Source organism: Escherichia sp. WS3227_2, assembly GCF_046486495.1.
Lineage (GTDB): Bacteria > Pseudomonadota > Gammaproteobacteria > Enterobacterales > Enterobacteriaceae > Escherichia > Escherichia coli.
This window is the reverse complement of the sequence record NZ_JBJQLG010000015.1, coordinates 18,406-39,010: the sequence shown is the minus strand read 5'-3', so window position 1 is coordinate 39,010 and position 20,605 is coordinate 18,406. Positions and strand designations below refer to the sequence as shown.

Annotated in this window: 16 protein-coding genes; 9 read left to right on the top strand and 7 right to left on the bottom strand. The window is 53.6% G+C overall.

Going from position 1 to position 20,605, the window contains the following annotated elements:
* Window position 1 precedes the first annotated feature (1 nt).
* Window positions 2–2,434 carry a bifunctional aspartate kinase/homoserine dehydrogenase II gene (gene metL, locus ACJHXB_RS19405; protein ID WP_001100672.1) on the top strand — a complete coding sequence of 811 codons (2,433 nt, stop codon included), beginning with the start codon at window positions 2–4 and terminating at the stop codon, window positions 2,432–2,434.
* A 140-nt stretch (window positions 2,435–2,574) separates the two neighbouring features.
* Here the strand turns inward: metL and ACJHXB_RS19400 are convergent, their stop codons facing one another.
* Entirely contained in the window at window positions 2,575–2,709 is a 135-nt protein-coding gene (locus tag ACJHXB_RS19400) for a hypothetical protein (RefSeq protein ID WP_000660165.1), read from the bottom strand.
* A 75-nt stretch (window positions 2,710–2,784) separates the two neighbouring features.
* Between ACJHXB_RS19400 and metF the strand changes: the two genes are divergently transcribed.
* The 3 genes from metF (at window position 2,785) to yijE (ending at window position 7,182) form a co-directional block, all read left to right on the top strand.
* Complete coding sequence (gene metF, locus ACJHXB_RS19395) at window positions 2,785–3,675, top strand: methylenetetrahydrofolate reductase (RefSeq protein WP_000007513.1); 891 nt, start codon at window positions 2,785–2,787, stop codon at window positions 3,673–3,675.
* A 327-nt stretch (window positions 3,676–4,002) separates the two neighbouring features.
* On the top strand, window positions 4,003–6,183 hold the full coding sequence (katG, locus tag ACJHXB_RS19390) for a catalase/peroxidase HPI (RefSeq protein ID WP_001296626.1): 2,181 nt from the start codon (window positions 4,003–4,005) through the stop codon (window positions 6,181–6,183).
* A gap of 93 nt (window positions 6,184–6,276) precedes the next feature.
* Entirely contained in the window at window positions 6,277–7,182 is a 906-nt protein-coding gene (gene yijE / locus ACJHXB_RS19385; RefSeq protein ID WP_001366770.1) for a cystine transporter YijE, read from the top strand.
* Window positions 7,183–7,208: 26 nt separating this feature from the next.
* Here the strand turns inward: yijE and ACJHXB_RS19380 are convergent, their stop codons facing one another.
* From ACJHXB_RS19380 to ptsP, 4 genes are all read right to left on the bottom strand, one after another.
* Window positions 7,209–7,826, bottom strand: coding sequence for a DUF1287 domain-containing protein (locus tag ACJHXB_RS19380; protein WP_000647905.1), 618 nt, complete (start codon window positions 7,824–7,826; stop codon window positions 7,209–7,211).
* 330 nt (window positions 7,827–8,156) lie between these two features.
* Entirely contained in the window at window positions 8,157–9,260 is a 1,104-nt protein-coding gene (gene gldA, locus ACJHXB_RS19375) for a bifunctional L-1,2-propanediol dehydrogenase/glycerol dehydrogenase (protein WP_000373992.1), read from the bottom strand.
* Window positions 9,261–9,270: 10 nt separating this feature from the next.
* Window positions 9,271–9,933 carry a fructose-6-phosphate aldolase gene (gene fsa, locus ACJHXB_RS19370; protein WP_000424856.1) on the bottom strand — a complete coding sequence of 221 codons (663 nt, stop codon included), beginning with the start codon at window positions 9,931–9,933 and terminating at the stop codon, window positions 9,271–9,273.
* 11 nt (window positions 9,934–9,944) lie between these two features.
* Complete coding sequence (gene ptsP / locus ACJHXB_RS19365; RefSeq protein ID WP_001185123.1) at window positions 9,945–12,446, bottom strand: phosphoenolpyruvate--protein phosphotransferase; 2,502 nt, start codon at window positions 12,444–12,446, stop codon at window positions 9,945–9,947.
* Window positions 12,447–12,754: 308 nt separating this feature from the next.
* On the opposite strand from ptsP, the gene ACJHXB_RS19360 reads away from it, so the two are divergent.
* From ACJHXB_RS19360 to ACJHXB_RS19340, 5 genes are read left to right on the top strand one after another with little or no spacing between them, the layout of a single operon-like run.
* The gene (locus tag ACJHXB_RS19360; RefSeq protein ID WP_001004469.1) at window positions 12,755–13,834 is read left to right on the top strand and encodes a PTS fructose transporter subunit EIIC; all 1,080 of its coding nucleotides are present in this window, start codon (window positions 12,755–12,757) and stop codon (window positions 13,832–13,834) included.
* Window positions 13,835–13,848: 14 nt separating this feature from the next.
* Window positions 13,849–14,169 (top strand): PTS fructose-like transporter subunit IIB, encoded by a 321-nt coding sequence (locus tag ACJHXB_RS19355; protein WP_000161265.1) that lies wholly within the window; start codon window positions 13,849–13,851, stop codon window positions 14,167–14,169.
* Window positions 14,170–14,219: 50 nt separating this feature from the next.
* Window positions 14,220–16,517, top strand: coding sequence for a formate C-acetyltransferase (locus ACJHXB_RS19350; RefSeq protein ID WP_000184858.1), 2,298 nt, complete (start codon window positions 14,220–14,222; stop codon window positions 16,515–16,517).
* The gene (locus tag ACJHXB_RS19345; RefSeq protein WP_000204085.1) at window positions 16,483–17,361 is read left to right on the top strand and encodes a [formate-C-acetyltransferase]-activating enzyme; all 879 of its coding nucleotides are present in this window, start codon (window positions 16,483–16,485) and stop codon (window positions 17,359–17,361) included. The genes ACJHXB_RS19350 and ACJHXB_RS19345 overlap by 35 nt, the downstream gene beginning before the upstream one ends.
* A gap of 1 nt (window position 17,362) precedes the next feature.
* The gene (locus tag ACJHXB_RS19340) at window positions 17,363–17,704 is read left to right on the top strand and encodes a PTS fructose-like transporter subunit IIB (protein WP_000323849.1); all 342 of its coding nucleotides are present in this window, start codon (window positions 17,363–17,365) and stop codon (window positions 17,702–17,704) included.
* Here the strand turns inward: ACJHXB_RS19340 and ACJHXB_RS19335 are convergent.
* Entirely contained in the window at window positions 17,691–18,542 is an 852-nt protein-coding gene (locus tag ACJHXB_RS19335; protein WP_000274638.1) for an AraC family transcriptional regulator, read from the bottom strand. The genes ACJHXB_RS19340 and ACJHXB_RS19335 overlap by 14 nt on opposite strands.
* A 148-nt stretch (window positions 18,543–18,690) precedes the next feature.
* Window positions 18,691–20,424, bottom strand: a complete 1,734-nt coding sequence (locus ACJHXB_RS19330; protein ID WP_000556274.1) for a phosphoethanolamine transferase CptA — start codon at window positions 20,422–20,424, stop codon at window positions 18,691–18,693.
* Window positions 20,425–20,605: the final 181 nt, after the last annotated feature.

Sequence of the window (20,605 nt, the reverse complement as noted above, 5' to 3'; positions counted from 1 at the left end):
AATGAATGTGATTGCGCAGGCAGGGGCGAAAGGTCGTCAACTGCATAAATTTGGTGGCAGTAGTCTGGCTGATGTGAAGTGTTATTTGCGTGTCGCGGGCATTATGGCGGAGTACTCTCAGCCTGACGATATGATGGTGGTTTCCGCCGCCGGTAGCACCACTAACCAGTTGATTAACTGGTTGAAACTAAGCCAGACCGATCGTCTCTCTGCGCATCAGGTTCAACAAACGCTGCGTCGCTATCAGTGCGATCTGATTAGCGGCCTGTTACCCGCCGAAGAAGCCGATAGCCTCATTAGCGCTTTTGTCAGCGATCTGGAACGCCTGGCGGCGCTGCTCGACAGCGGTATTAACGACGCGGTGTATGCGGAAGTGGTGGGCCACGGCGAAGTGTGGTCGGCGCGCCTGATGTCTGCGGTACTTAATCAACAAGGGCTGCCAGCGGCCTGGCTTGATGCCCGCGAGTTTTTACGCGCTGAACGCGCTGCGCAACCGCAGGTTGATGAAGGACTTTCTTACCCGTTGCTGCAACAGCTACTGGTACAACATCCGGGCAAACGTCTGGTGGTGACCGGGTTTATCAGCCGTAACAACGCCAGTGAAACGGTGCTGCTGGGGCGTAACGGTTCCGACTATTCCGCGACACAAATCGGTGCGCTGGCGGGAGTTTCCCGCGTAACCATCTGGAGCGACGTCGCCGGGGTATACAGCGCCGACCCGCGTAAAGTGAAAGATGCCTGCCTGCTGCCGTTGCTGCGTCTGGATGAGGCCAGCGAACTGGCGCGTCTGGCGGCTCCCGTTCTTCACGCCCGTACTTTACAGCCAGTTTCTGGCAGCGAAATCGACCTGCAGCTGCGCTGTAGCTACACGCCGGATCAAGGTTCCACGCGCATTGAACGCGTGCTGGCCTCCGGTACTGGTGCGCGTATTGTCACCAGCCATGATGATGTCTGCTTGATTGAGTTTCAGGTGCCCGCCAGCCAGGATTTCAAACTGGCGCATAAAGAGATCGACCAAATCCTGAAACGCGCGCAGGTGCGTCCACTGGCAGTTGGCGTGCATAATGATCGCCAGTTGCTGCAATTTTGCTACACCTCAGAAGTGGCCGACAGTGCGCTGAAAATCCTCGACGAAGCGGGATTACCTGGCGAACTGCGCCTGCGTCAGGGGCTGGCGCTGGTGGCGATGGTTGGGGCGGGTGTCACCCGTAACCCGCTGCATTGCCACCGCTTCTGGCAGCAACTGAAAGGCCAGCCGGTCGAATTTACCTGGCAGTCCGATGACGGCATCAGCCTGGTGGCAGTACTGCGCACCGGCCCGACCGAAAGCCTGATTCAGGGGCTGCATCAGTCCGTCTTCCGCGCAGAAAAACGCATCGGCCTGGTATTGTTCGGCAAGGGCAATATCGGTTCCCGCTGGCTGGAACTGTTCGCCCGTGAGCAGAGCACGCTTTCGGCACGTACCGGCTTTGAATTTGTGCTGGCAGGCGTGGTGGACAGCCGCCGCAGCCTGTTGAGTTATGACGGGCTGGATGCCAGCCGCGCGCTAGCCTTCTTCAACGATGAAGCGGTCGAGCAGGATGAAGAGTCGCTGTTCCTGTGGATGCGCGCCCATCCGTATGATGATTTAGTGGTGCTGGACGTTACCGCCAGCCAGCAGCTCGCTGACCAGTATCTTGATTTCGCCAGCCACGGTTTCCACGTCATCAGTGCCAACAAACTGGCAGGAGCGAGCGACAGCAATAAATATCGCCAGATCCACGACGCCTTCGAAAAAACCGGGCGTCACTGGCTGTACAACGCCACCGTCGGCGCAGGCTTGCCGATCAACCACACCGTGCGCGATCTGATCGACAGCGGCGATACTATTTTGTCGATCAGCGGGATCTTCTCCGGCACGCTCTCCTGGCTGTTCCTGCAATTCGACGGTAGCGTGCCGTTTACCGAACTGGTGGATCAGGCGTGGCAGCAGGGCTTAACCGAGCCTGACCCGCGTGATGACCTTTCCGGCAAAGACGTGATGCGCAAGCTGGTGATTCTGGCGCGTGAAGCGGGTTACGACATCGAACCAGATCAGGTGCGCGTGGAATCGCTGGTGCCTGCCCATTGCGAAGGCGGTAGCATCGACCATTTCTTTGAAAACGGCGATGAACTGAACGAGCAGATGGTGCAACGACTGGAAGCGGCCCGCGAAATGGGGCTGGTGCTGCGCTACGTGGCGCGTTTCGATGCCAATGGCAAAGCGCGTGTGGGCGTGGAAGCGGTGCGTGAAGACCATCCGCTGGCATCACTGCTGCCGTGCGATAACGTCTTTGCCATCGAAAGCCGCTGGTATCGCGATAACCCTCTGGTGATCCGTGGGCCTGGCGCGGGGCGCGACGTCACCGCAGGGGCGATTCAGTCGGATATTAACCGCCTGGCGCAGTTGTTGTAATTTCAGGAAACTAATAATGTCCGGTACGCATGTCTTCGGGTCTATGGGTTATAATGTAATTTATTGAATTATCATAGGGTTATAGGCCGGATGAAGCGTTTACGCCGTATCCGGCAAGAAGCAATAAGTACGTTGTTAGCCTACATCTGCAATCCGGTCTGTTTTGCATACCGGATTTTCTTTTTCTTACCATCCTGAATTTTTTTCAACTTCCCTGATTTTTCCTCACCATCATTGGTCATTTTTCGGTTGACGCCCTTCAGCTTTTCCTTCATCTTTACATCTGGACGTCTAAACGGATAGATGTGCACAACACAACATATAACTACAAGCGATTGATGAGGTAAGGTATGAGCTTTTTTCACGCCAGCCAGCGGGATGCCCTGAATCAGAGTCTGGCAGAAGTCCAGGGGCAGATTAACGTTTCGTTCGAGTTTTTCCCGCCGCGTACCAGTGAAATGGAGCAGACCCTGTGGAACTCCATCGATCGCCTTAGCAACCTGAAACCGAAGTTTGTGTCGGTGACCTATGGCGCGAACTCCGGCGAGCGCGACCGTACGCACAGCATTATTAAAGGCATTAAAGATCGCACTGGTCTGGAAGCGGCACCGCATCTTACTTGCATTGATGCGACGCCCGACGAGCTGCGCACCATTGCACGCGACTACTGGAATAACGGTATTCGCCATATCGTGGCGCTGCGTGGCGACCTGCCGCCGGGAAGTGGTAAGCCAGAAATGTATGCTTCTGACCTGGTGACGCTGTTAAAAGAAGTGGCAGATTTCGATATCTCCGTGGCGGCGTATCCGGAAGTACATCCAGAAGCGAAAAGTGCCCAGGCCGATTTACTCAACCTGAGACGAAAAGTGGATGCCGGAGCCAACCGCGCGATTACTCAGTTCTTCTTCGATGTCGAAAGCTACCTGCGTTTTCGCGATCGCTGCGTCTCGGCAGGCATTGATGTGGAAATCATTCCGGGAATTTTGCCGGTTTCGAACTTTAAACAGGCGAAGAAATTTGCCGACATGACCAACGTGCGTATTCCGGCGTGGATGGCACAAATGTTCGACGGGCTGGATGATGATGCTGAAACCCGCAAGCTGGTGGGCGCGAATATCGCCATGGATATGGTGAAGATTTTAAGCCGTGAAGGAGTGAAAGATTTCCACTTCTATACGCTTAACCGCGCTGAAATGAGTTACGCGATTTGCCATACGCTGGGTGTTCGACCTGGTTTATAAGTATTGTGGCTTTTGTAAAAATCACACAGTGATCACAAATTTTAAACAGAGCACAAAATGCTGCCTCGAAATGAGGGCGGGAAAATAAGGTTATCAGCCTTGTTTTCTCCCTCATTACTTGAAGGATACCAAGCTAAAACCTTTTTTATAAAGCATTTGTCCGAAATCAGACATACTCATAAGGGCTTAATTACGATCAATTTGATCTACATCTCTTTAACCAACAATATGTAAGATCTCAACTATCGCATCCGTGGATTAATTCAATTATAACTTCTCTCTAACGCTGTGTATCGTAACGGTAACACTGTAGAGGGGAGCACATTGATGAGCACGTCAGACGATATCCATAACACGACAGCCACTGGCAAATGCCCGTTCCATCAGGGCGGTCACGACCAGAGCGCAGGTGGGGGCACAACCACGCGCGACTGGTGGCCAAATCAACTCCGTGTTGACCTGTTAAACCAACATTCTAATCGTTCTAACCCACTGGGTGAGGACTTTGACTACCGCAAAGAATTCAGCAAATTAGATTACTACGGTCTGAAAAAAGATCTGAAAGCCCTGCTGACAGAATCTCAGCCGTGGTGGCCTGCCGACTGGGGCAGCTACGCCGGTCTGTTTATTCGTATGGCCTGGCACGGCGCGGGTACTTACCGTTCAATCGACGGGCGCGGCGGCGCGGGTCGTGGTCAGCAACGTTTTGCACCGCTGAACTCCTGGCCGGATAACGTAAGCCTCGATAAAGCGCGTCGCCTGTTGTGGCCAATCAAACAGAAATATGGTCAGAAAATCTCCTGGGCCGACCTGTTTATCCTCGCGGGTAACGTGGCGCTGGAAAACTCCGGCTTCCGTACCTTCGGTTTTGGTGCCGGTCGTGAAGACGTCTGGGAACCGGATCTGGATGTTAACTGGGGTGATGAAAAAGCCTGGCTGACCCACCGTCATCCGGAAGCACTGGCGAAAGCGCCGCTGGGCGCAACCGAGATGGGCCTGATTTACGTTAACCCGGAAGGCCCGGATCACAGCGGCGAACCGCTTTCTGCGGCAGCAGCTATCCGCGCGACCTTCGGCAACATGGGCATGAACGACGAAGAAACCGTGGCGCTGATTGCGGGTGGTCATACGCTGGGTAAAACTCACGGTGCCGGTCCGACATCAAATGTAGGTCCTGATCCAGAAGCTGCACCGATTGAAGAACAAGGTTTAGGCTGGGCGAGCACTTACGGCAGCGGCGTTGGCGCAGATGCCATTACCTCTGGTCTGGAAGTAGTCTGGACCCAGACGCCGACCCAGTGGAGCAACTACTTCTTCGAAAACCTGTTCAAGTATGAGTGGGTACAGACCCGCAGTCCGGCTGGCGCAATCCAGTTCGAAGCGGTAGACGCACCGGAAATTATCCCGGATCCGTTCGATCCGTCGAAGAAACGTAAACCGACGATGCTGGTGACCGACCTGACGCTGCGTTTTGATCCGGAGTTCGAGAAGATCTCTCGTCGTTTTCTCAACGATCCGCAGGCGTTCAATGAAGCCTTTGCCCGTGCCTGGTTCAAACTGACGCACAGGGATATGGGGCCGAAATCTCGCTACATCGGACCGGAAGTACCGAAAGAAGATCTGATCTGGCAAGATCCGCTGCCGCAGCCGATCTACAACCCGACCGAGCAGGACATTATCGATCTGAAATTCGCGATTGCGGATTCTGGTCTGTCTGTCAGCGAGCTGGTATCGGTAGCCTGGGCGTCTGCTTCTACCTTCCGTGGTGGCGACAAACGCGGTGGTGCCAACGGTGCGCGTCTGGCATTAATGCCGCAGCGCGACTGGGATGTGAACGCCGCAGCCGTTCGTGCTCTGCCTGTTCTGGAGAAAATCCAGAAAGAGTCTGGTAAAGCCTCGCTTGCGGATATCATCGTGCTGGCAGGTGTGGTTGGCGTAGAGAAAGCCGCAAGCGCCGCAGGTTTGAGCATTCATGTACCGTTTGCACCGGGTCGCGTTGATGCGCGTCAGGATCAGACTGACATTGAAATGTTCGAACTGCTGGAGCCAATTGCTGACGGTTTCCGTAACTATCGCGCTCGTCTGGACGTTTCCACCACCGAGTCACTGCTGATTGATAAAGCACAGCAACTGACGCTGACCGCGCCGGAAATGACCGCGCTGGTGGGCGGGATGCGTGTACTGGGTGCCAACTTCGATGGCAGCAAAAACGGCGTCTTCACTGACCGCGTTGGTGTATTGAGTAATGACTTCTTCGTGAACTTGCTGGATATGCGTTACGAGTGGAAAGCGACCGACGAATCGAAAGAGCTGTTCGAAGGCCGTGACCGTGAAACCGGCGAAGTGAAATACACAGCCAGCCGTGCGGATCTGGTCTTTGGCTCTAACTCTGTCTTGCGTGCGGTGGCGGAAGTTTACGCCAGCAGCGATGCCCACGAGAAGTTTGTTAAAGACTTCGTGGCGGCATGGGTGAAAGTGATGAACCTCGACCGTTTCGACCTGCTGTAATCTGACCTTCTTCAGCGACTGTCTTTCAGGCAGTCGCTGAAGTTTCTTTACCGGCGTATAGTGTCCACAGGAAAACTACACACTGGATCTCTCATGTCTGCCGCAGGAAAGAGCAACCCACTGGCAATCAGTGGCCTGGTTGTGCTCACACTTATCTGGAGTTATAGCTGGATTTTCATGAAGCAAGTCACCAGCTACATCGGTGCCTTCGACTTTACCGCCTTACGCTGCATTTTCGGCGCTCTCGTTTTATTCATCGTCCTTTTATTACGTGGTCGCGGAATGCGCCCGACACCGTTTAAATACACCTTAGCCATTGCCCTGTTACAAACCTGTGGGATGGTTGGCCTGGCGCAGTGGGCGCTGGTCAGTGGAGGAGCGGGGAAGGTGGCGATCCTGAGCTATACCATGCCGTTCTGGGTGGTGATTTTCGCCGCGTTGTTTCTCGGTGAACGCCTGCGACGTGGGCAATATTTTGTGATTCTGATTGCCGCCGTTGGCTTACTGCTGGTGTTACAACCGTGGCAGCTCGATTTCTCTTCGATGAAAAGTGCCATGCTGGCAATCCTCTCCGGTGTTAGTTGGGGGGCGAGCGCGATTGTCGCGAAACGCCTATACGCCCGCCATCCGCGCGTGGATTTATTGTCGTTAACATCCTGGCAGATGCTTTATGCGGCGCTGGTGATGAGTGCGGTCGCTTTACTGGTGCCGCAACGTGAAATTGACTGGCAACCCACCGTGTTCTGGGCTCTGGCCTACAGTGCGATTCTGGCGACGGCGCTGGCGTGGAGCTTATGGTTGTTTGTATTGAAAAACTTGCCTGCCAGTATTGCCAGCTTAAGCACACTGGCCGTTCCCGTTTGCGGCGTACTCTTTTCCTGGTGGCTGCTCGGTGAGAATCCGGGGGCCGTTGAAGGTAGCGGTATTGTGCTGATTGTGCTGGCACTGGCGCTGGTGAGCCGTAAGAAAAAAGAAGCTGTCAGTGTAAAAAACATCTGAATTTTTTCTTCATGTGGGGCGATCGCTTATTTAACAAAATACCGATAGTGCCCCACCATCCGCCAGCTAAACAGCACGTCTTCTTCCTGCGCGCCTGCGCCAATGTTATGTATCACCAGCGGCGTACCGTCGCGGGCGAAGCCATCTGACACCACCCCAATATGCGCCAGCCCGTTATCTAATCGCCAGGAGACAATATCGCCCGCTTGATAATCACCGGGGTTCTTGCTGGTGGGGCGTGTTTTATCGTGGCGGGTAAACCAGGTTTCCAGATTAGGCACCCGACGGTGATCGATGTTGCTGTCCGGGCGCTTTAACTGCCATTTTTGCGGGTACTCAGCAAAATTCTTCGCCATATCTTCGTGAACCAGTTTCTGCAAATCGACCTTCTGGCTGCGCAAGGCGCGGATCACCACATCGGAACATACGCCGCGTTCTTGCGGGACATCACCGCCAGGATAGGTAAGCTGCACATACGCCGGATCGTAAAATAGCGTGCCGCCGATTTGCTGTCTGGCACCGTCTGCGATGGCAAGGTTGGTGTTGGCCTGGATTTGTACCACGGTTGGTGGAACGGCCGGAGATTTTAAGGAGTTGCTGGTAAATGCCGTTAGCAGGCTGACCAGCGCCAGTGAAGCTTTCATCTGTTCCGTCCGTGAAAATAAGAGTCACAGATTCGACCTTCCGGGCTAACGATTGTTCTGTAGAGAAAATGTCCAGAAGCGGATAAAAAATTCCTGAACAACGTGGGAGTTTCAGACGGGTGATAACGTATAAAAAGTGCTCGAACAGTCCCCTCTCCCCTTTGGGGAGAGGGTTAGGGTGAGGGGAACAGGCCAGCTCCGGGGCGAATATTTACCCTCACCCCGACCCTCTCCCTGAAAGGGCGAGGGGGAAAAACATGCCCGCAGTGACGAGTGAGCCACTTTGCCTGCACTCTCAAACTCCCGGACAAGCCGGGAGTTTGGAGTAGGTTATTCCCACTCTTGCAGGAAACGCTGACCGTACTGGTCGGCTACCAGCAGTGCGGCGTAAACCTGATCTGGCGTCGCGCCGCCAGGCATGTTGTGAATGGTTTCACCTTCTGCACATGCCGCTTCTGCCACAATTCGCATTTTCGCCGGGACATCTTCTTTAATATCCAGTTGAGCGAGAGTTATTGGCAAACCTACCGCATGGCTAAGGGCAGCTACGGTTTCGATTTCCTCCACCGGCGCATTTTCCAGAACCAGCTGCGTCAGCGTACCAAATGCCACTTTTTCACCGTGGTAATAGTGATGCGCGTCCGGGATAGCGGTCAGGCCGTTATGCACCGCGTGAGCCGCCGCCAGCCCGCCGCTTTCAAAACCAACGCCGCTCAAATAGGTGTTCGCTTCAATCACGCGCTCCAGCGCCGGAGTCACTACATGCTGTTCGGCGGCAAGCATCGCTTTTTCGCCTTCTTCCAGCAGAGTGTTGTAGCACAGTTCTGCCAGTGCCAGCGCCGCCTGGGTACACTTGCCGCCCGCCATAGTGGTAGCGCCGCTACGGGAACAGGCGCGTGCTTCAAACCAGGTTGCCAGCGCATCGCCGATACCCGCCGCTAACAGACGTGCAGGTGCGCCAGCGACGATTTTGGTGTCGACAATGACCATATTCGGGTTATTTGGCAACATCAGATAGCGGTCAAATTCACCATCATCGGTGTAGATAACAGACAATGCGCTGCACGGTGCGTCGGTAGAGGCGATAGTCGGTGCGATCGCTACCGGAACACCCATGAAATGTGCCAGTGCTTTGGCAGTATCGAGAGTTTTTCCGCCACCGATACCGAGAATTGCGCCACACTGCGCAGTCTCCGCGATGCCACGCAGACGGTCGATCTCATTTTGCGAACATTCACCGCCAAACGGCGCAATTTCTACTACCAGTCCAGCATCTTTAAAGCTTTTCTCGACAGTGGATTGAGCAAAACCTAAAACAAATTTGTCACCCACCACTAACCAGCGTTCTGCCAGCGGCTTCAGGTATTCGCCCAGACGATTAATCACATCAGCGCCCTGGATGTATTTACCCGGTGATTGAATAATGCGGTCCATAATTGCTCCTTTAGAGATGAGTAGTGCCAAATGCGGCATTCCAGTCGTGTTCGAACTTCTCTATAGCTGACTCTACCGCAGGGGTGTTGAGCATTTGTTGCGCTACATCTAAGGGCAGGGTGATGGATTCACATCCTGCCAGTAAACAGTCCAGCGCCTGACGCGGCGTTTTAAAGCTGGCCGCCAGCACCATGCTTTCTGGTGCGTGCATTTCTAACAGCGCTTGCAGCTCCTGAACCGTACGAATGCCGTCTCCGCCCTGGGCATCTACGCGGTTAACATACGGAGCAACGTATTTTGCCCCTGCCAGTGCGGCTAATAACCCTTGTGCGGCGCTATATACAGCGGTGCCAAGTGTAGTAATACCCTCTTTTTTCAGTATTTTAATTGCTGCCAGACCTTCGGAAGTCACCGGGATTTTCACCACAATACCCGGAATGGCGTCGCGCAGGCGTTTCGCTTCTTTCACCATACCCTGCGCGTCGCGGCTCATGGTCTGAGCAAACAGAATTCCCTCATCACCGATCGCTTTTTGAAGGCGCGGCAGCACTTCCCAGATGGACTCCTTGCTGGCAGCGATAATGCTCGGGTTAGTTGTCACCCCGGCAATCGGGAATATGCGTGCCAGACGTTCGACTTCTGCGACGTTAGCGGTGTCCAGATACAGTTCCATGATGTTTCCTTTTACAGTTCCAGTTCATGTTGCAGCAGGCTGGCGATAGCGTCGGCAGAGGCGGCGTTAACCAGCGCATTACGGAATTCTTCGTGCATGATGCGACGAGCGAGGCGCGAGAAAATGCGCATATGTTGATCGCCCGCGGCGTGTTTGTTCAGGGTTAACATAATGATGAATTGCGCTTCATCATCGCCCCAGCGCACCGGCGCTTGCAAACGCGCTACGCTGATGGTGGATTGCTCAATGTGTTCTGATTTGCTGTGGGGAATGGCAAAACTAAAGCCCAGACCGGTAGAGAAAACGGCCTCGCGCGCCCACAAGTCGGCTTCCAGTTTACGCGGATAGCGACAGCGGCCCGCCAGCAGCAGGTTATCGGTCATGCCTTTGAGCACTTCTTCTTTGCTGCGCCAGTCGCTTTCCAGTGTGATGCACTCGGCGGTGACCAGCGGTGCGTCTTGTTGGGTCATGCGGAATTGCGCCAGCAGGTGTTCCACTTCCAGCGAAGTACGGCAGGCCATTGCCTGGTTGAGCAACTTGCGGCACTCACGGCTATCAAGTTGCGCCATCCGCGCTTTCGCCGCCGGAATTGATGGTGCGCTCATGCTGAGTTCATCCAGCCCTAAACCGACCAGCAACGGCAGCACGGAACCTTTCGCTCCCAGTTCACCGCACAGACCAATCCATTTGCCCTGGCGATGCACCGCCTGCACGGCGTAATCGAGCGCCCGCAAGAAGGCCGGATTCAGGCTGTTGTAGTGACGAGTCACCTTAGCGTTATCGCGATCCACTGCCAGTAGATATTGCGTCAGGTCATTACTACCAATACTAAAGAAATCAATCTCTTCGCAGCATTGATCGATGATGAACATCACCGACGGCACTTCCAGCATAATGCCGAGCTGGATCTTCTCATCAAACGGAATGTGTTCGTTACGTAGTTGCTGTTTGGCTTCTGCCAGTTTTTCTTTTACCCATAAGATCTCTTCCATTGAGGAGATCATCGGGATCATGATTTTCAGGCTGCCGTGAGCAGAGGCGCGCAGGATCGACCGTAGTTGTGTGGTAAACAACGACGCGTATTCTTCATAAATACGCACCGCGCGATAACCGAGGAACGGGTTTGCCTCTGCGGGAATATTCAGATAATCAACGGGTTTGTCACCGCCAATATCCATAGTGCGCACAATAATGCTGCGTCCGTTGGCGGACTCCAGCGCCTGACAAAAAATGTTGTACAGCTCGCTTTCGCCCGGTGCACTGGTGCGATCCATATAGAGCATTTCAGTGCGGAATAAACCAACGCCTTCCGCACCATTGCCGAATGCGGCCTGCGCTTCCACGGAGTGAGCGATGTTAGCGGCAATTTCAATGCGGATACCGTCTGCGGTACGGGCTTGTTGGGTCAGCCAGACACGCTGTTGCTCACGCAGGGCGTCCTGTACGCGGGCTTCCTGCTGATAATAACGAGCTACGGCTTCCCCTGGCTCAACCACAATCGCCCCAGCGTTGCCGTCGATATAAATCGTTTGATGCTGCCACGGAGTGAGGGCATCAATATCCACACCAACCAGCGTCGGAATGTTGAACGAACGGGCAAGGATCACCGTATGTGAGGTGGTGCCGCCGCTTTTGAGCAACAATCCTTTGAGGTGATTTTTATCCAGTTCGAGGAACTGGCTGGGGGTCAGTTCATCCGCCATACAAATGGCGGGCTGCGTCAGTTTGCCCGGTGCCGGGAAGCGTTGCTCACCGTAGATTTGCTGGAGTAACTGGAAGCAGACGTCGCGTACGTCCAGGGCGCGTTCTTGCAGGTAGCTGCTGCTGGAACGGGAAAACTCTTCGCAGAAGTGGTGTGCACTGGCGACAATCGCTTCGGCACAGCTTAATCCGGCGCTGACACCTGCCAGTAAATGTTCGCGCAGGGAAGTATCGCCAGCCAGGGATCGGTGCGCTTCCAGAATCGCGCTGGTAGCACCGTCGCTATCCAGCAGACGAAACTCTATGTTTTTCAGTACCAGCGTCAGACCGTTTTCCAGTGCGGATTGTTCGGCGTCAACGCCTTTGGCTGCGGGAAGATTACCCAGCGCATTGAGATCTAAAGAAGAGATCGGCGTCAGAATGCCGCCTGCGCTACCGCTGCACACGGTGCGGGCACGGATAATTTGCGGATTCAGATTGGTCAGTGAAACCGGCAGTGGTTCCAGTTCGTCAGATTTTACTTCCGCCAGCGGTGCGTCGCAGTGGGGGAATTCATCGCGCAGCCATTGGCTTAAACGCTGGTGCGCTTCCTGTTCGTCGGCCCCGGAAATCAGTAACTGGCAGTTATCGCCCACCAGCGTATCGGTGCCAATCAGCGCAAGGGCGCTTTTGGCGTTGCCCTTGCGGTCAGTGCGCAGGTTATGCCACTCAATTTGTGATGAAAAAGTATTACACAGCGTTTCAACGTGGCTTGCCGGACGCGCATGGACGCCGTTAGGTAGCTCACAAATAAATTCCACAATCAGGGCCATTGCCTTTCTCCCGGTACGGTTTTCTGTTTACAGGATAAGAGCGCACGGCAACGGCCTACCATGTGACAAATCTGCCAAAAGCTGGACAAATGTAATGTAACCGTCAATTTGCGACGCGTCTCACAAGACGCCGTTTTGCGGTGTACTTCCGGATTATCGCAAGTTATGAGGCGGATCGCATTTTTGTACTGATATTACAAAAGTCCAGTAAATGGCCTTTTTATCCACTGTTTGCTCCGCCTGCGATTGCCTATTGTTTCTTCCATCAAAAATATGGACATGGGCTTTCGCAAGCCCGGGAGCAGCTTATGAATGAGTTGGTGCAGATCCTGAAAAATACCCGTCAGCATTTAATGACGGGCGTTTCACACATGATTCCCTTCGTGGTATCGGGCGGTATTTTGCTGGCGGTTTCCGTCATGTTGTATGGCAAAGGCGCAGTGCCGGATGCCGTAGCCGATCCGAATCTGAAAAAACTGTTTGATATCGGCGTTGCAGGTTTGACGCTGATGGTGCCTTTCCTCGCCGCTTACATCGGTTATTCCATTGCAGAACGTTCTGCGCTGGCTCCATGCGCTATCGGTGCCTGGGTTGGTAACAGCTTTGGCGCGGGCTTCTTTGGTGCGCTGATCGCCGGGATTATCGGCGGCATCGTGGTGCATTACCTGAAGAAAATTCCGGTGCATAAAGTTCTGCGCTCGGTGATGCCAATCTTCATCATTCCAATCGTCGGCACACTGATTACCGCTGGCGTCATGATGTGGGGGCTGGGCGAGCCGGTGGGGGCGTTGACCAACAGCCTGACCCAGTGGCTTCAGGGGATGCAGCAGGGCAGCATTGTTATGCTGGCGGTGATCATGGGTCTGATGCTGGCGTTCGATATGGGCGGCCCGGTTAACAAAGTGGCCTATGCCTTCATGCTGATTTGCGTTGCTCAGGGTGTTTATACCGTGGTGGCTATTGCTGCCGTGGGGATTTGTGTTCCACCGCTGGGGATGGGGCTGGCGACGCTGATTGGTCGTAAAAATTTCTCCGCAGAAGAGCGCGAAACCGGCAAGGCGGCACTGGTGATGGGCTGTGTTGGGGTTACTGAAGGGGCGATTCCTTTCGCCGCTGCCGATCCGCTGCGTGTCATTCCTTCCATCATGGTCGGTTCAGTTTGTGGTGCGGTAACTGCGGCGCTGGTCGGTGCGCAGTGCTATGCAGGCTGGGGTGGTCTGATTGTGCTGCCGGTGGTTGAAGGTAAGTTGGGTTACATCGCGGCAGTGGCTGTCGGGGCGGTTGTGACGGCAGTCTGCGTGAACGTGCTGAAAAGTCTGGCGCGTAAAAATGGGTCTTCAACTGAAGAGAAGGAAGACGACCTGGATCTGGATTTTGAAATTAATTAATTGAGGAACGAGCCATGACGAAAATTATCGCAGTAACCGCATGTCCTTCAGGTGTTGCCCATACTTATATGGCGGCAGAGGCGCTGGAAAGCGCCGCGAAAGCGAAAGGCTGGGAAGTGAAAGTAGAAACCCAGGGGTCGATTGGTCTGGAAAATGAACTGACTGCGGAAGACGTGGCAAGCGCCGATATGGTGATTTTGACCAAAGATATCGGCATCAAATTTGAAGAGCGTTTTGCTGGCAAGACTATCGTGCGTGTCAACATCAGCGACGCGGTAAAGCGTGCTGACGCCATTATGAGCAAAATTGAAGCTCACCTGGCACAAACCGCTTAAGTTCTTATCCCGCCCGCAAGGGCGGGTTCGCTTTCCCACAGGAGTTCCTCATGACGAATCGTATCTCTCGCCTCAAAACTGCACTGTTTGCCAATACCCGTGAAATCTCGCTGGAGCGGGCGTTGCTTTATACCGCCAGCCATCGGCAAACCGAAGGGGAGCCGGTGATAATGCGTCGGGCGAAAGCAACAGCGTATATCCTTGAACACGTTGAAATTTCGATTCGTGATGAAGAACTGATTGCCGGTAACCGCACCGTAAAACCACGCGCCGGGATTATGTCGCCGGAAATGGACCCTTACTGGCTGCTGAAAGAGCTGGATCAATTCCCGACGCGTCCGCAGGACCGCTTTGCTATCAGCGAAGAAGATAAACGTATCTACCGCGAAGAGTTGTTCCCGTACTGGGAAAAACGTTCGATGAAAGATTTCATCAACGGGCAGATGACGGATGAAGTAAAAGCCGCGACCAGCACGCAGATTTTCAGCATCAACCAGACGGATAAAGGCCAGGGGCACATTATTATTGATTACCCGCGCCTGCTGAATCACGGGCTGGGGGAGCTGGTGGCACAGATGCAGCAACATTGTCAGCAACAGCCGGAGAATCACTTTTATCAGGCAGCGCTGTTACTGCTGGAAGCCTCGCAGAAACATATTTTGCGTTACGCCGAACTGGCGGAAACGATGGCGGCAAGCTGCACTGATGGCCCGCGTCGCGAAGAACTGCTGACCATTGCGGAGATCTCCCGCCATAACGCCGAACATAAGCCGCAGACGTTCTGGCAGGCGTGCCAGTTATTCTGGTACATGAACATCATTCTGCAATACGAATCCAACGCCAGTTCGCTATCGTTGGGGCGCTTCGACCAGTATATGTTGCCGTTCTATCAGGCATCATTAACCCAGGGCGAAGATCCGGCATTCCTGAAAGAACTGCTCGAATCTTTATGGGTGAAATGCAACGACATCGTGCTGTTGCGCTCCACCAGTAGCGCGCGTTATTTCGCAGGTTTCCCTACCGGCTATACCGCACTGCTCGGCGGGTTAACCGAGAACGGACGTAGCGCGGTGAACGTGCTTTCGTTCCTTTGCCTTGACGCTTATCAAAGCGTGCAATTACCGCAACCGAACCTCGGCGTGCGCACTAACGCCTTGATCGACACGCCGTTCCTGATGAAAACCGCAGAAACCATTCGCCTCGGCACCGGTATTCCGCAAATCTTTAACGATGAAGTGGTGGTGCCAGCGTTCCTCAACCGTGGCGTTTCGCTGGAAGATGCGCGCGACTATTCCGTAGTGGGCTGTGTGGAATTATCTATTCCCGGCAGAACCTACGGCTTGCATGACATCGCGATGTTTAACCTGCTGAAAGTGATGGAAATCTGCCTGCATGAAAATGAAGGCAACGCTGCGCTGACTTATGAAGGTTTACTGGAACAGATCCGCGCCAAGATCAGCCACTACATCACCCTGATGGTTGAGGGCAGCAATATTTGTGATATCGGCCATCGCGACTGGGCACCTGTACCGCTACTCTCGTCTTTTATCAGCGATTGTCTGGAAAAAGGCCGCGATATTACTGACGGCGGCGCGCGTTATAACTTCTCCGGCGTACAGGGGATCGGTATCGCCAACCTGAGCGATTCTCTCCATGCGTTGAAAGGGATGATTTTTGATCAACAGCGTTTAAGTTTTGACGAATTGCTGTCGGTATTAAAAGCCAACTTCGCAACGCCAGAAGGCGAAAAAGTCCGCGCTCGCTTAATTAACCGCTTCGAGAAATACGGTAACGATATCGACGAGGTGGATAACATCAGCGCCGAACTGTTACGCCACTACTGCAAAGAAGTGGAAAAATACCAGAACCCGCGCGGCGGCTACTTCACGCCAGGATCGTATACCGTTTCTGCTCACGTCCCGTTGGGATCGGTGGTTGGCGCGACGCCAGACGGTCGTTTTGCCGGGGAACAACTGGCAGACGGTGGCTTGTCACCCATGCTGGGTCAGGATGCACAAGGGCCAACGGCGGTACTGAAATCAGTCAGTAAGCTCGATAATACGCTGCTGTCTAACGGTACGTTGCTGAACGTGAAATTCACTCCGGCGACCCTGGAAGGTGAAGCGGGATTACGCAAACTGGCTGACTTCTTACGGGCATTTACCCAGCTTAAGTTGCAGCATATTCAGTTTAACGTGGTGAACGCCGACACGTTACGGGAAGCGCAACAGCGCCCACAAGATTATGCCGGGCTGGTGGTGCGCGTTGCCGGATACAGCGCCTTCTTTGTCGAATTGTCGAAGGAGATCCAGGATGACATCATCCGCCGGACAGCGCATCAGCTGTAACGTTGTGGAAATGCGCCGCGATGATGTGGCGCGCATTTTCAACATTCAGCGTTATTCACTGAATGACGGCGAGGGCATTCGTACGGTGGTCTTTTTTAAAGGCTGTCCGCATCTTTGCCCATGGTGTGCTAATCCGGAGTCGATCTCCGGCAAAATCCAGACGGTGCGCAGAGAGGCGAAATGTCTGCACTGCGCGAAATGTTTGCGTGATGCGGATGAATGCCCCTCCGGGGCATTTGAACGGATTGGCCGCGATATCAGCCTTGACGCTCTGGAACGGGAAGTGATGAAAGATGACATTTTTTTTCGCACGTCCGGCGGTGGCGTCACGCTTTCTGGCGGCGAAGTGTTAATGCAGGCGGAGTTTGCGACCCGTTTTTTACAGCGACTGCGGCTATGGGGTGTGTCATGCGCCATCGAAACTGCCGGAGACGCGCCAGCCAGCAAGCTGTTACCGCTGGCGAAATTGTGCGATGAAGTGTTGTTCGATTTAAAAATTATGGATGCGGCTCAGGCTCGGGATGTGGTGAAGATGAACCTGCAACGCGTGCTGGAGAATCTGCGTTTGCTGGTGAGTGAGGGTGTCAACGTGATCCCGCGTTTACCGCTGATCCCTGGTTTCACACTCAGCCGGGAGAATATGCAGCAGGCGCTGGATGTACTGATCCCGCTGAATATCAGGCAGATCCATCTGTTACCGTTTCATCAGTACGGCGAACCGAAATACCGCCTGCTGGGGAAAACATGGTCGATGAAAGATGTTGCTGCGCCGTCGTCAGCCGATGTGACAACGATGCGCGAAATGGCAGAACGGGCCGGATTTCAGGTTACCGTGGGAGGTTAAAATGGCATACCTGGTGGCAGTAACCGCCTGCGTAAGCGGCGTGGCGCATACATATATGGCGGCGGAACGGCTGGAAAAGTTGTGCCAGTTAGAGAAGTGGGGCGTCAGCATTGAAACCCAGGGCGCGTTGGGAACGGAGAATCGTTTAGCGGACGAGGATATCCGCCGGGCGGATGTTGCGCTGTTAATTACGGATATCGAGCTTGCCGGTGCTGAGCGATTTGAACATTGCCGCTATGTGCAATGCAGCATCTACGCTTTCCTGCGTGAGCCGCAGCGGGTGATGAGCGCGGTGCGCAAAGTGCTTTCTGCGCCGCAGCAAACCCATCTTATTCTGGAGTAGTCGGTTTTTCTGTCAGTTGGCTGTGGTACTGCCGACGATATTCCGACGGTGAGCGTTCGGTATTTTTACGAAACAGACGGCAGAAGTAGTTGCTGTCGACAAAGCCGCAGGCGTGCGCCACTTCTTTTACCTTCAGGTCATAGCCTTTCAATAACGTCTTAGCGTGCTCCAGTCGCGTGTAATTCAGGTATTCGTTAAAACCAATGGCCCCCGTTTTTTGAAACAGGTGCGAGAGATAGTTTGGTGAAATATAGAACGCCTGTGCGACAGATTCGCGGGTAAGCGCGGAGGCATAGCGTTCGTCGATATAATCGCGAATAGCTTCGAATAGTGCCTGGCTACGTGAGGCGGTCTGGATTTGGCTGCCGAGCAAATCGCGGCAGTGGCTAAGCAGGCTGGCGACGATAAGCCTTGCCGTTTGCTGCTCCTGCGGCTGCATTTGCATTTCATTGAGCGTTTGTAGCAGAAAAGAACCAATGCGCGGGCCGCGTCGGGCGACGTGTTGCTTCGCCAGATTTTGATATTGTTTGCCATCCCATTGCACGACGCTGAAGCCGAGTTGCTGTTTGCCAAACAGCACGCTAAAGGTAGTGGCGGGGGCTTGCCATTGTGGAAAATTCCAGCCACCAGCGGGAACGTACAGCACATCGCCGGGAACTAACGTTGCTCCAGCGCCGGTATCAACAAACTCACCTTCCAGCACAATTTCCAGCCGTGGAAAATCGACCTGATACGCGAGATCGGGCACCGGACCGTTGCTGCTGGCAAAGTAAATCTGGCGCAGGGACAGCGGGCCGTTGATCAGGCGGGAGAGCAGATAGCTGACGTCGTGATACATGTTATTCCCTTAGCTATGTAGACGGGAAAACAGTAACTGGCATTATGAAAAAAGGCCACCTGAAAAGTGTGGCCTGATGGGAGTGCGATGTAAACATTGCGGCAGTATCGCATCCGGCAAATAGCGCCAGACGCGATACAAAGGTCATTTACTGATTACCTACCTGATCGCCATACGGCAGAGTGTCGTAATCGATCAGCGCATTTTTCTTGTACGGGTTACCAATCCAGCGGGTGGTTTCTTTGAACTGCGGATTCACCACTGAACGGGTTGGATCGTAACCGTCGTAAGATAAGCCCGCCAAATCTGACCAGGTGTGGATCAGTTCCGCCAGGCTGTATTTACGATCAACATCCTGTGAGAAATCACGCGGATGAGTCGCTTGCCATTTTTCTGACGTCCACAGCAGGAACGGAATGGTGTACATATGACGCGTCGGGTTGTCTTCATTACGCCCCTGAGTTTTGTGCGGCGGCGTGTCGTAAACCTCTTCACCGTGGTCAGAGAAATAAACCAGGAAACCGTTCGGGTCTGCTGCTTTAAAGTCTTTAATCAGGCTGGCAACCACGTGATCGTTGTACAGGTTAGCGTTGTCATAATCGTTATATGACTCCAGTTCTTCTGCGCTTAATCCCGGCGGAACATGATCGGTATTGCCATCAAACTTGCCCTGATTTTCCGGGTAACGGTATTTGTATTTGATATGCGTACCCAGCAGATGAACGATGATCAGTTTCTTCGGCGCAGGGTCCTTCAGCACTTCCTGGAACGGCTTCAGCACGTTGGTGTCGTATTCACGCGCACTCTGCGTACGTTGCTGGTTCATGTAGTACTGCTTGTCGGTCTGGCGCGAAAATACCGTCAGCATGGTGTTGCGGGCAGTCATCGTCTGCTGGTTGGTGATCCAGAAGGTTTTATAACCCGCCTGTTTCATCATGTTCATCAGCGACGGCTGCGTCAGATACAGATCCGGGTTCTTTTCATTGGCAAAGGTCAGCGCCTGTTGCAGGATTTCAATGGTGTACGGACGAGACGTCACCACGTTATTAAACACGGTCAGATTCGGATCGGTTTTATGCAGCGCATCCAGCTCCGGCGTGGTTTCACGCGGATAACCGTACAGACTCATGCGTCCACGCTGGGTCGACTCGCCAATCACCAGCACTAAAGTGCGCGGTTCGTTACCCGATTCATCTTTGAAATTCGCCAGCGGCGGCAAGGCATTATTTTCATTCAGTAGCTTTGTTAGCGAGTTTAGTTGCTGACGATACTGATAATAGCCGGTCAGGAATTGCCACGGTGCGGCAGGCTCCATACGCGATGCCAGGTTATCCAACGTTTTCTCAAACGGCTTGTTTTTGATAAACGTATTCATGGCGATCGGATGCAGAATCAAGCCATAAAGTAGGGCAAAAGAGACAACATAACGCCACGGCTTTGGAATATAGACCGGGCGCAGGCGTGTCCACAGCAGAACTGCCACCGCCGTATAGGCCAGCGCGATAAGCACAATTTTCAGGCTGAAATACTGGCTTAAATACTCGCTGGCTTCGTTGGTGTTGGTTTCGAACATCACAAACAGAACGCTCTGCGAGAACTCCTGACCGTAGATGATGTAGTAGCACAGCGCCGCCAGAGAGGCCGCCCATAGCACTACGCCGATTACTGCGGCAATAATTTTAATCCGCTTCGGAAAGAGGAATACCGGGATCAACCACAGCGAACTGAATAACAGCGAGTCGCGAATGCCGTTAGTGCCACTATAACCACTGATGTAAATAATGGCCTGTAGCAGAGTAGAGAAAAACCAAAAGTAGAGCAGTGCCCAACCCAGGGCTTTCCAGCTAAAAAGAGGTTTAGCCTGGACTTCTGTGGAATGCATAGTAAGAACCTGTCTTGAAAAAAATATCGCCGAATGTACCGACAATTCCTTAAGGATATCTGAAGGGATATCCAGAATTTGAATAAAATGCAGACAGAAATATATTGAAAACGAGGGTGTTAGAACAGAAGTATTTCAGAAAACCCTCGCGCAAAAGCACGAGGGTTTGCAGGAGAGGAAG

Coding starts and splice junctions, on each gene's coding strand:
- ACJHXB_RS19340 (WP_000323849.1), top strand. CDS start 17,363: ATGGCATACCTGGTGGCAGTAACCGCCTGCGTAAGCGGCGTGGCGCAT.
- yijE (WP_001366770.1), top strand. CDS start 6,277: ATGTCTGCCGCAGGAAAGAGCAACCCACTGGCAATCAGTGGCCTGGTT.
- ACJHXB_RS19355 (WP_000161265.1), top strand. CDS start 13,849: ATGACGAAAATTATCGCAGTAACCGCATGTCCTTCAGGTGTTGCCCAT.
- metL (WP_001100672.1), top strand. CDS start 2: ATGAATGTGATTGCGCAGGCAGGGGCGAAAGGTCGTCAACTGCATAAA.
- ACJHXB_RS19400 (WP_000660165.1), bottom strand. CDS start 2,709: ATGAAGGAAAAGCTGAAGGGCGTCAACCGAAAAATGACCAATGATGGT.
- ACJHXB_RS19345 (WP_000204085.1), top strand. CDS start 16,483: ATGACATCATCCGCCGGACAGCGCATCAGCTGTAACGTTGTGGAAATG.
- ACJHXB_RS19330 (WP_000556274.1), bottom strand. CDS start 20,424: ATGCATTCCACAGAAGTCCAGGCTAAACCTCTTTTTAGCTGGAAAGCC.
- metF (WP_000007513.1), top strand. CDS start 2,785: ATGAGCTTTTTTCACGCCAGCCAGCGGGATGCCCTGAATCAGAGTCTG.
- fsa (WP_000424856.1), bottom strand. CDS start 9,933: ATGGAACTGTATCTGGACACCGCTAACGTCGCAGAAGTCGAACGTCTG.
- katG (WP_001296626.1), top strand. CDS start 4,003: ATGAGCACGTCAGACGATATCCATAACACGACAGCCACTGGCAAATGC.
- ACJHXB_RS19335 (WP_000274638.1), bottom strand. CDS start 18,542: ATGTATCACGACGTCAGCTATCTGCTCTCCCGCCTGATCAACGGCCCG.
- ACJHXB_RS19360 (WP_001004469.1), top strand. CDS start 12,755: ATGAATGAGTTGGTGCAGATCCTGAAAAATACCCGTCAGCATTTAATG.
- ptsP (WP_001185123.1), bottom strand. CDS start 12,446: ATGGCCCTGATTGTGGAATTTATTTGTGAGCTACCTAACGGCGTCCAT.
- ACJHXB_RS19350 (WP_000184858.1), top strand. CDS start 14,220: ATGACGAATCGTATCTCTCGCCTCAAAACTGCACTGTTTGCCAATACC.
- gldA (WP_000373992.1), bottom strand. CDS start 9,260: ATGGACCGCATTATTCAATCACCGGGTAAATACATCCAGGGCGCTGAT.
- ACJHXB_RS19380 (WP_000647905.1), bottom strand. CDS start 7,826: ATGAAAGCTTCACTGGCGCTGGTCAGCCTGCTAACGGCATTTACCAGC.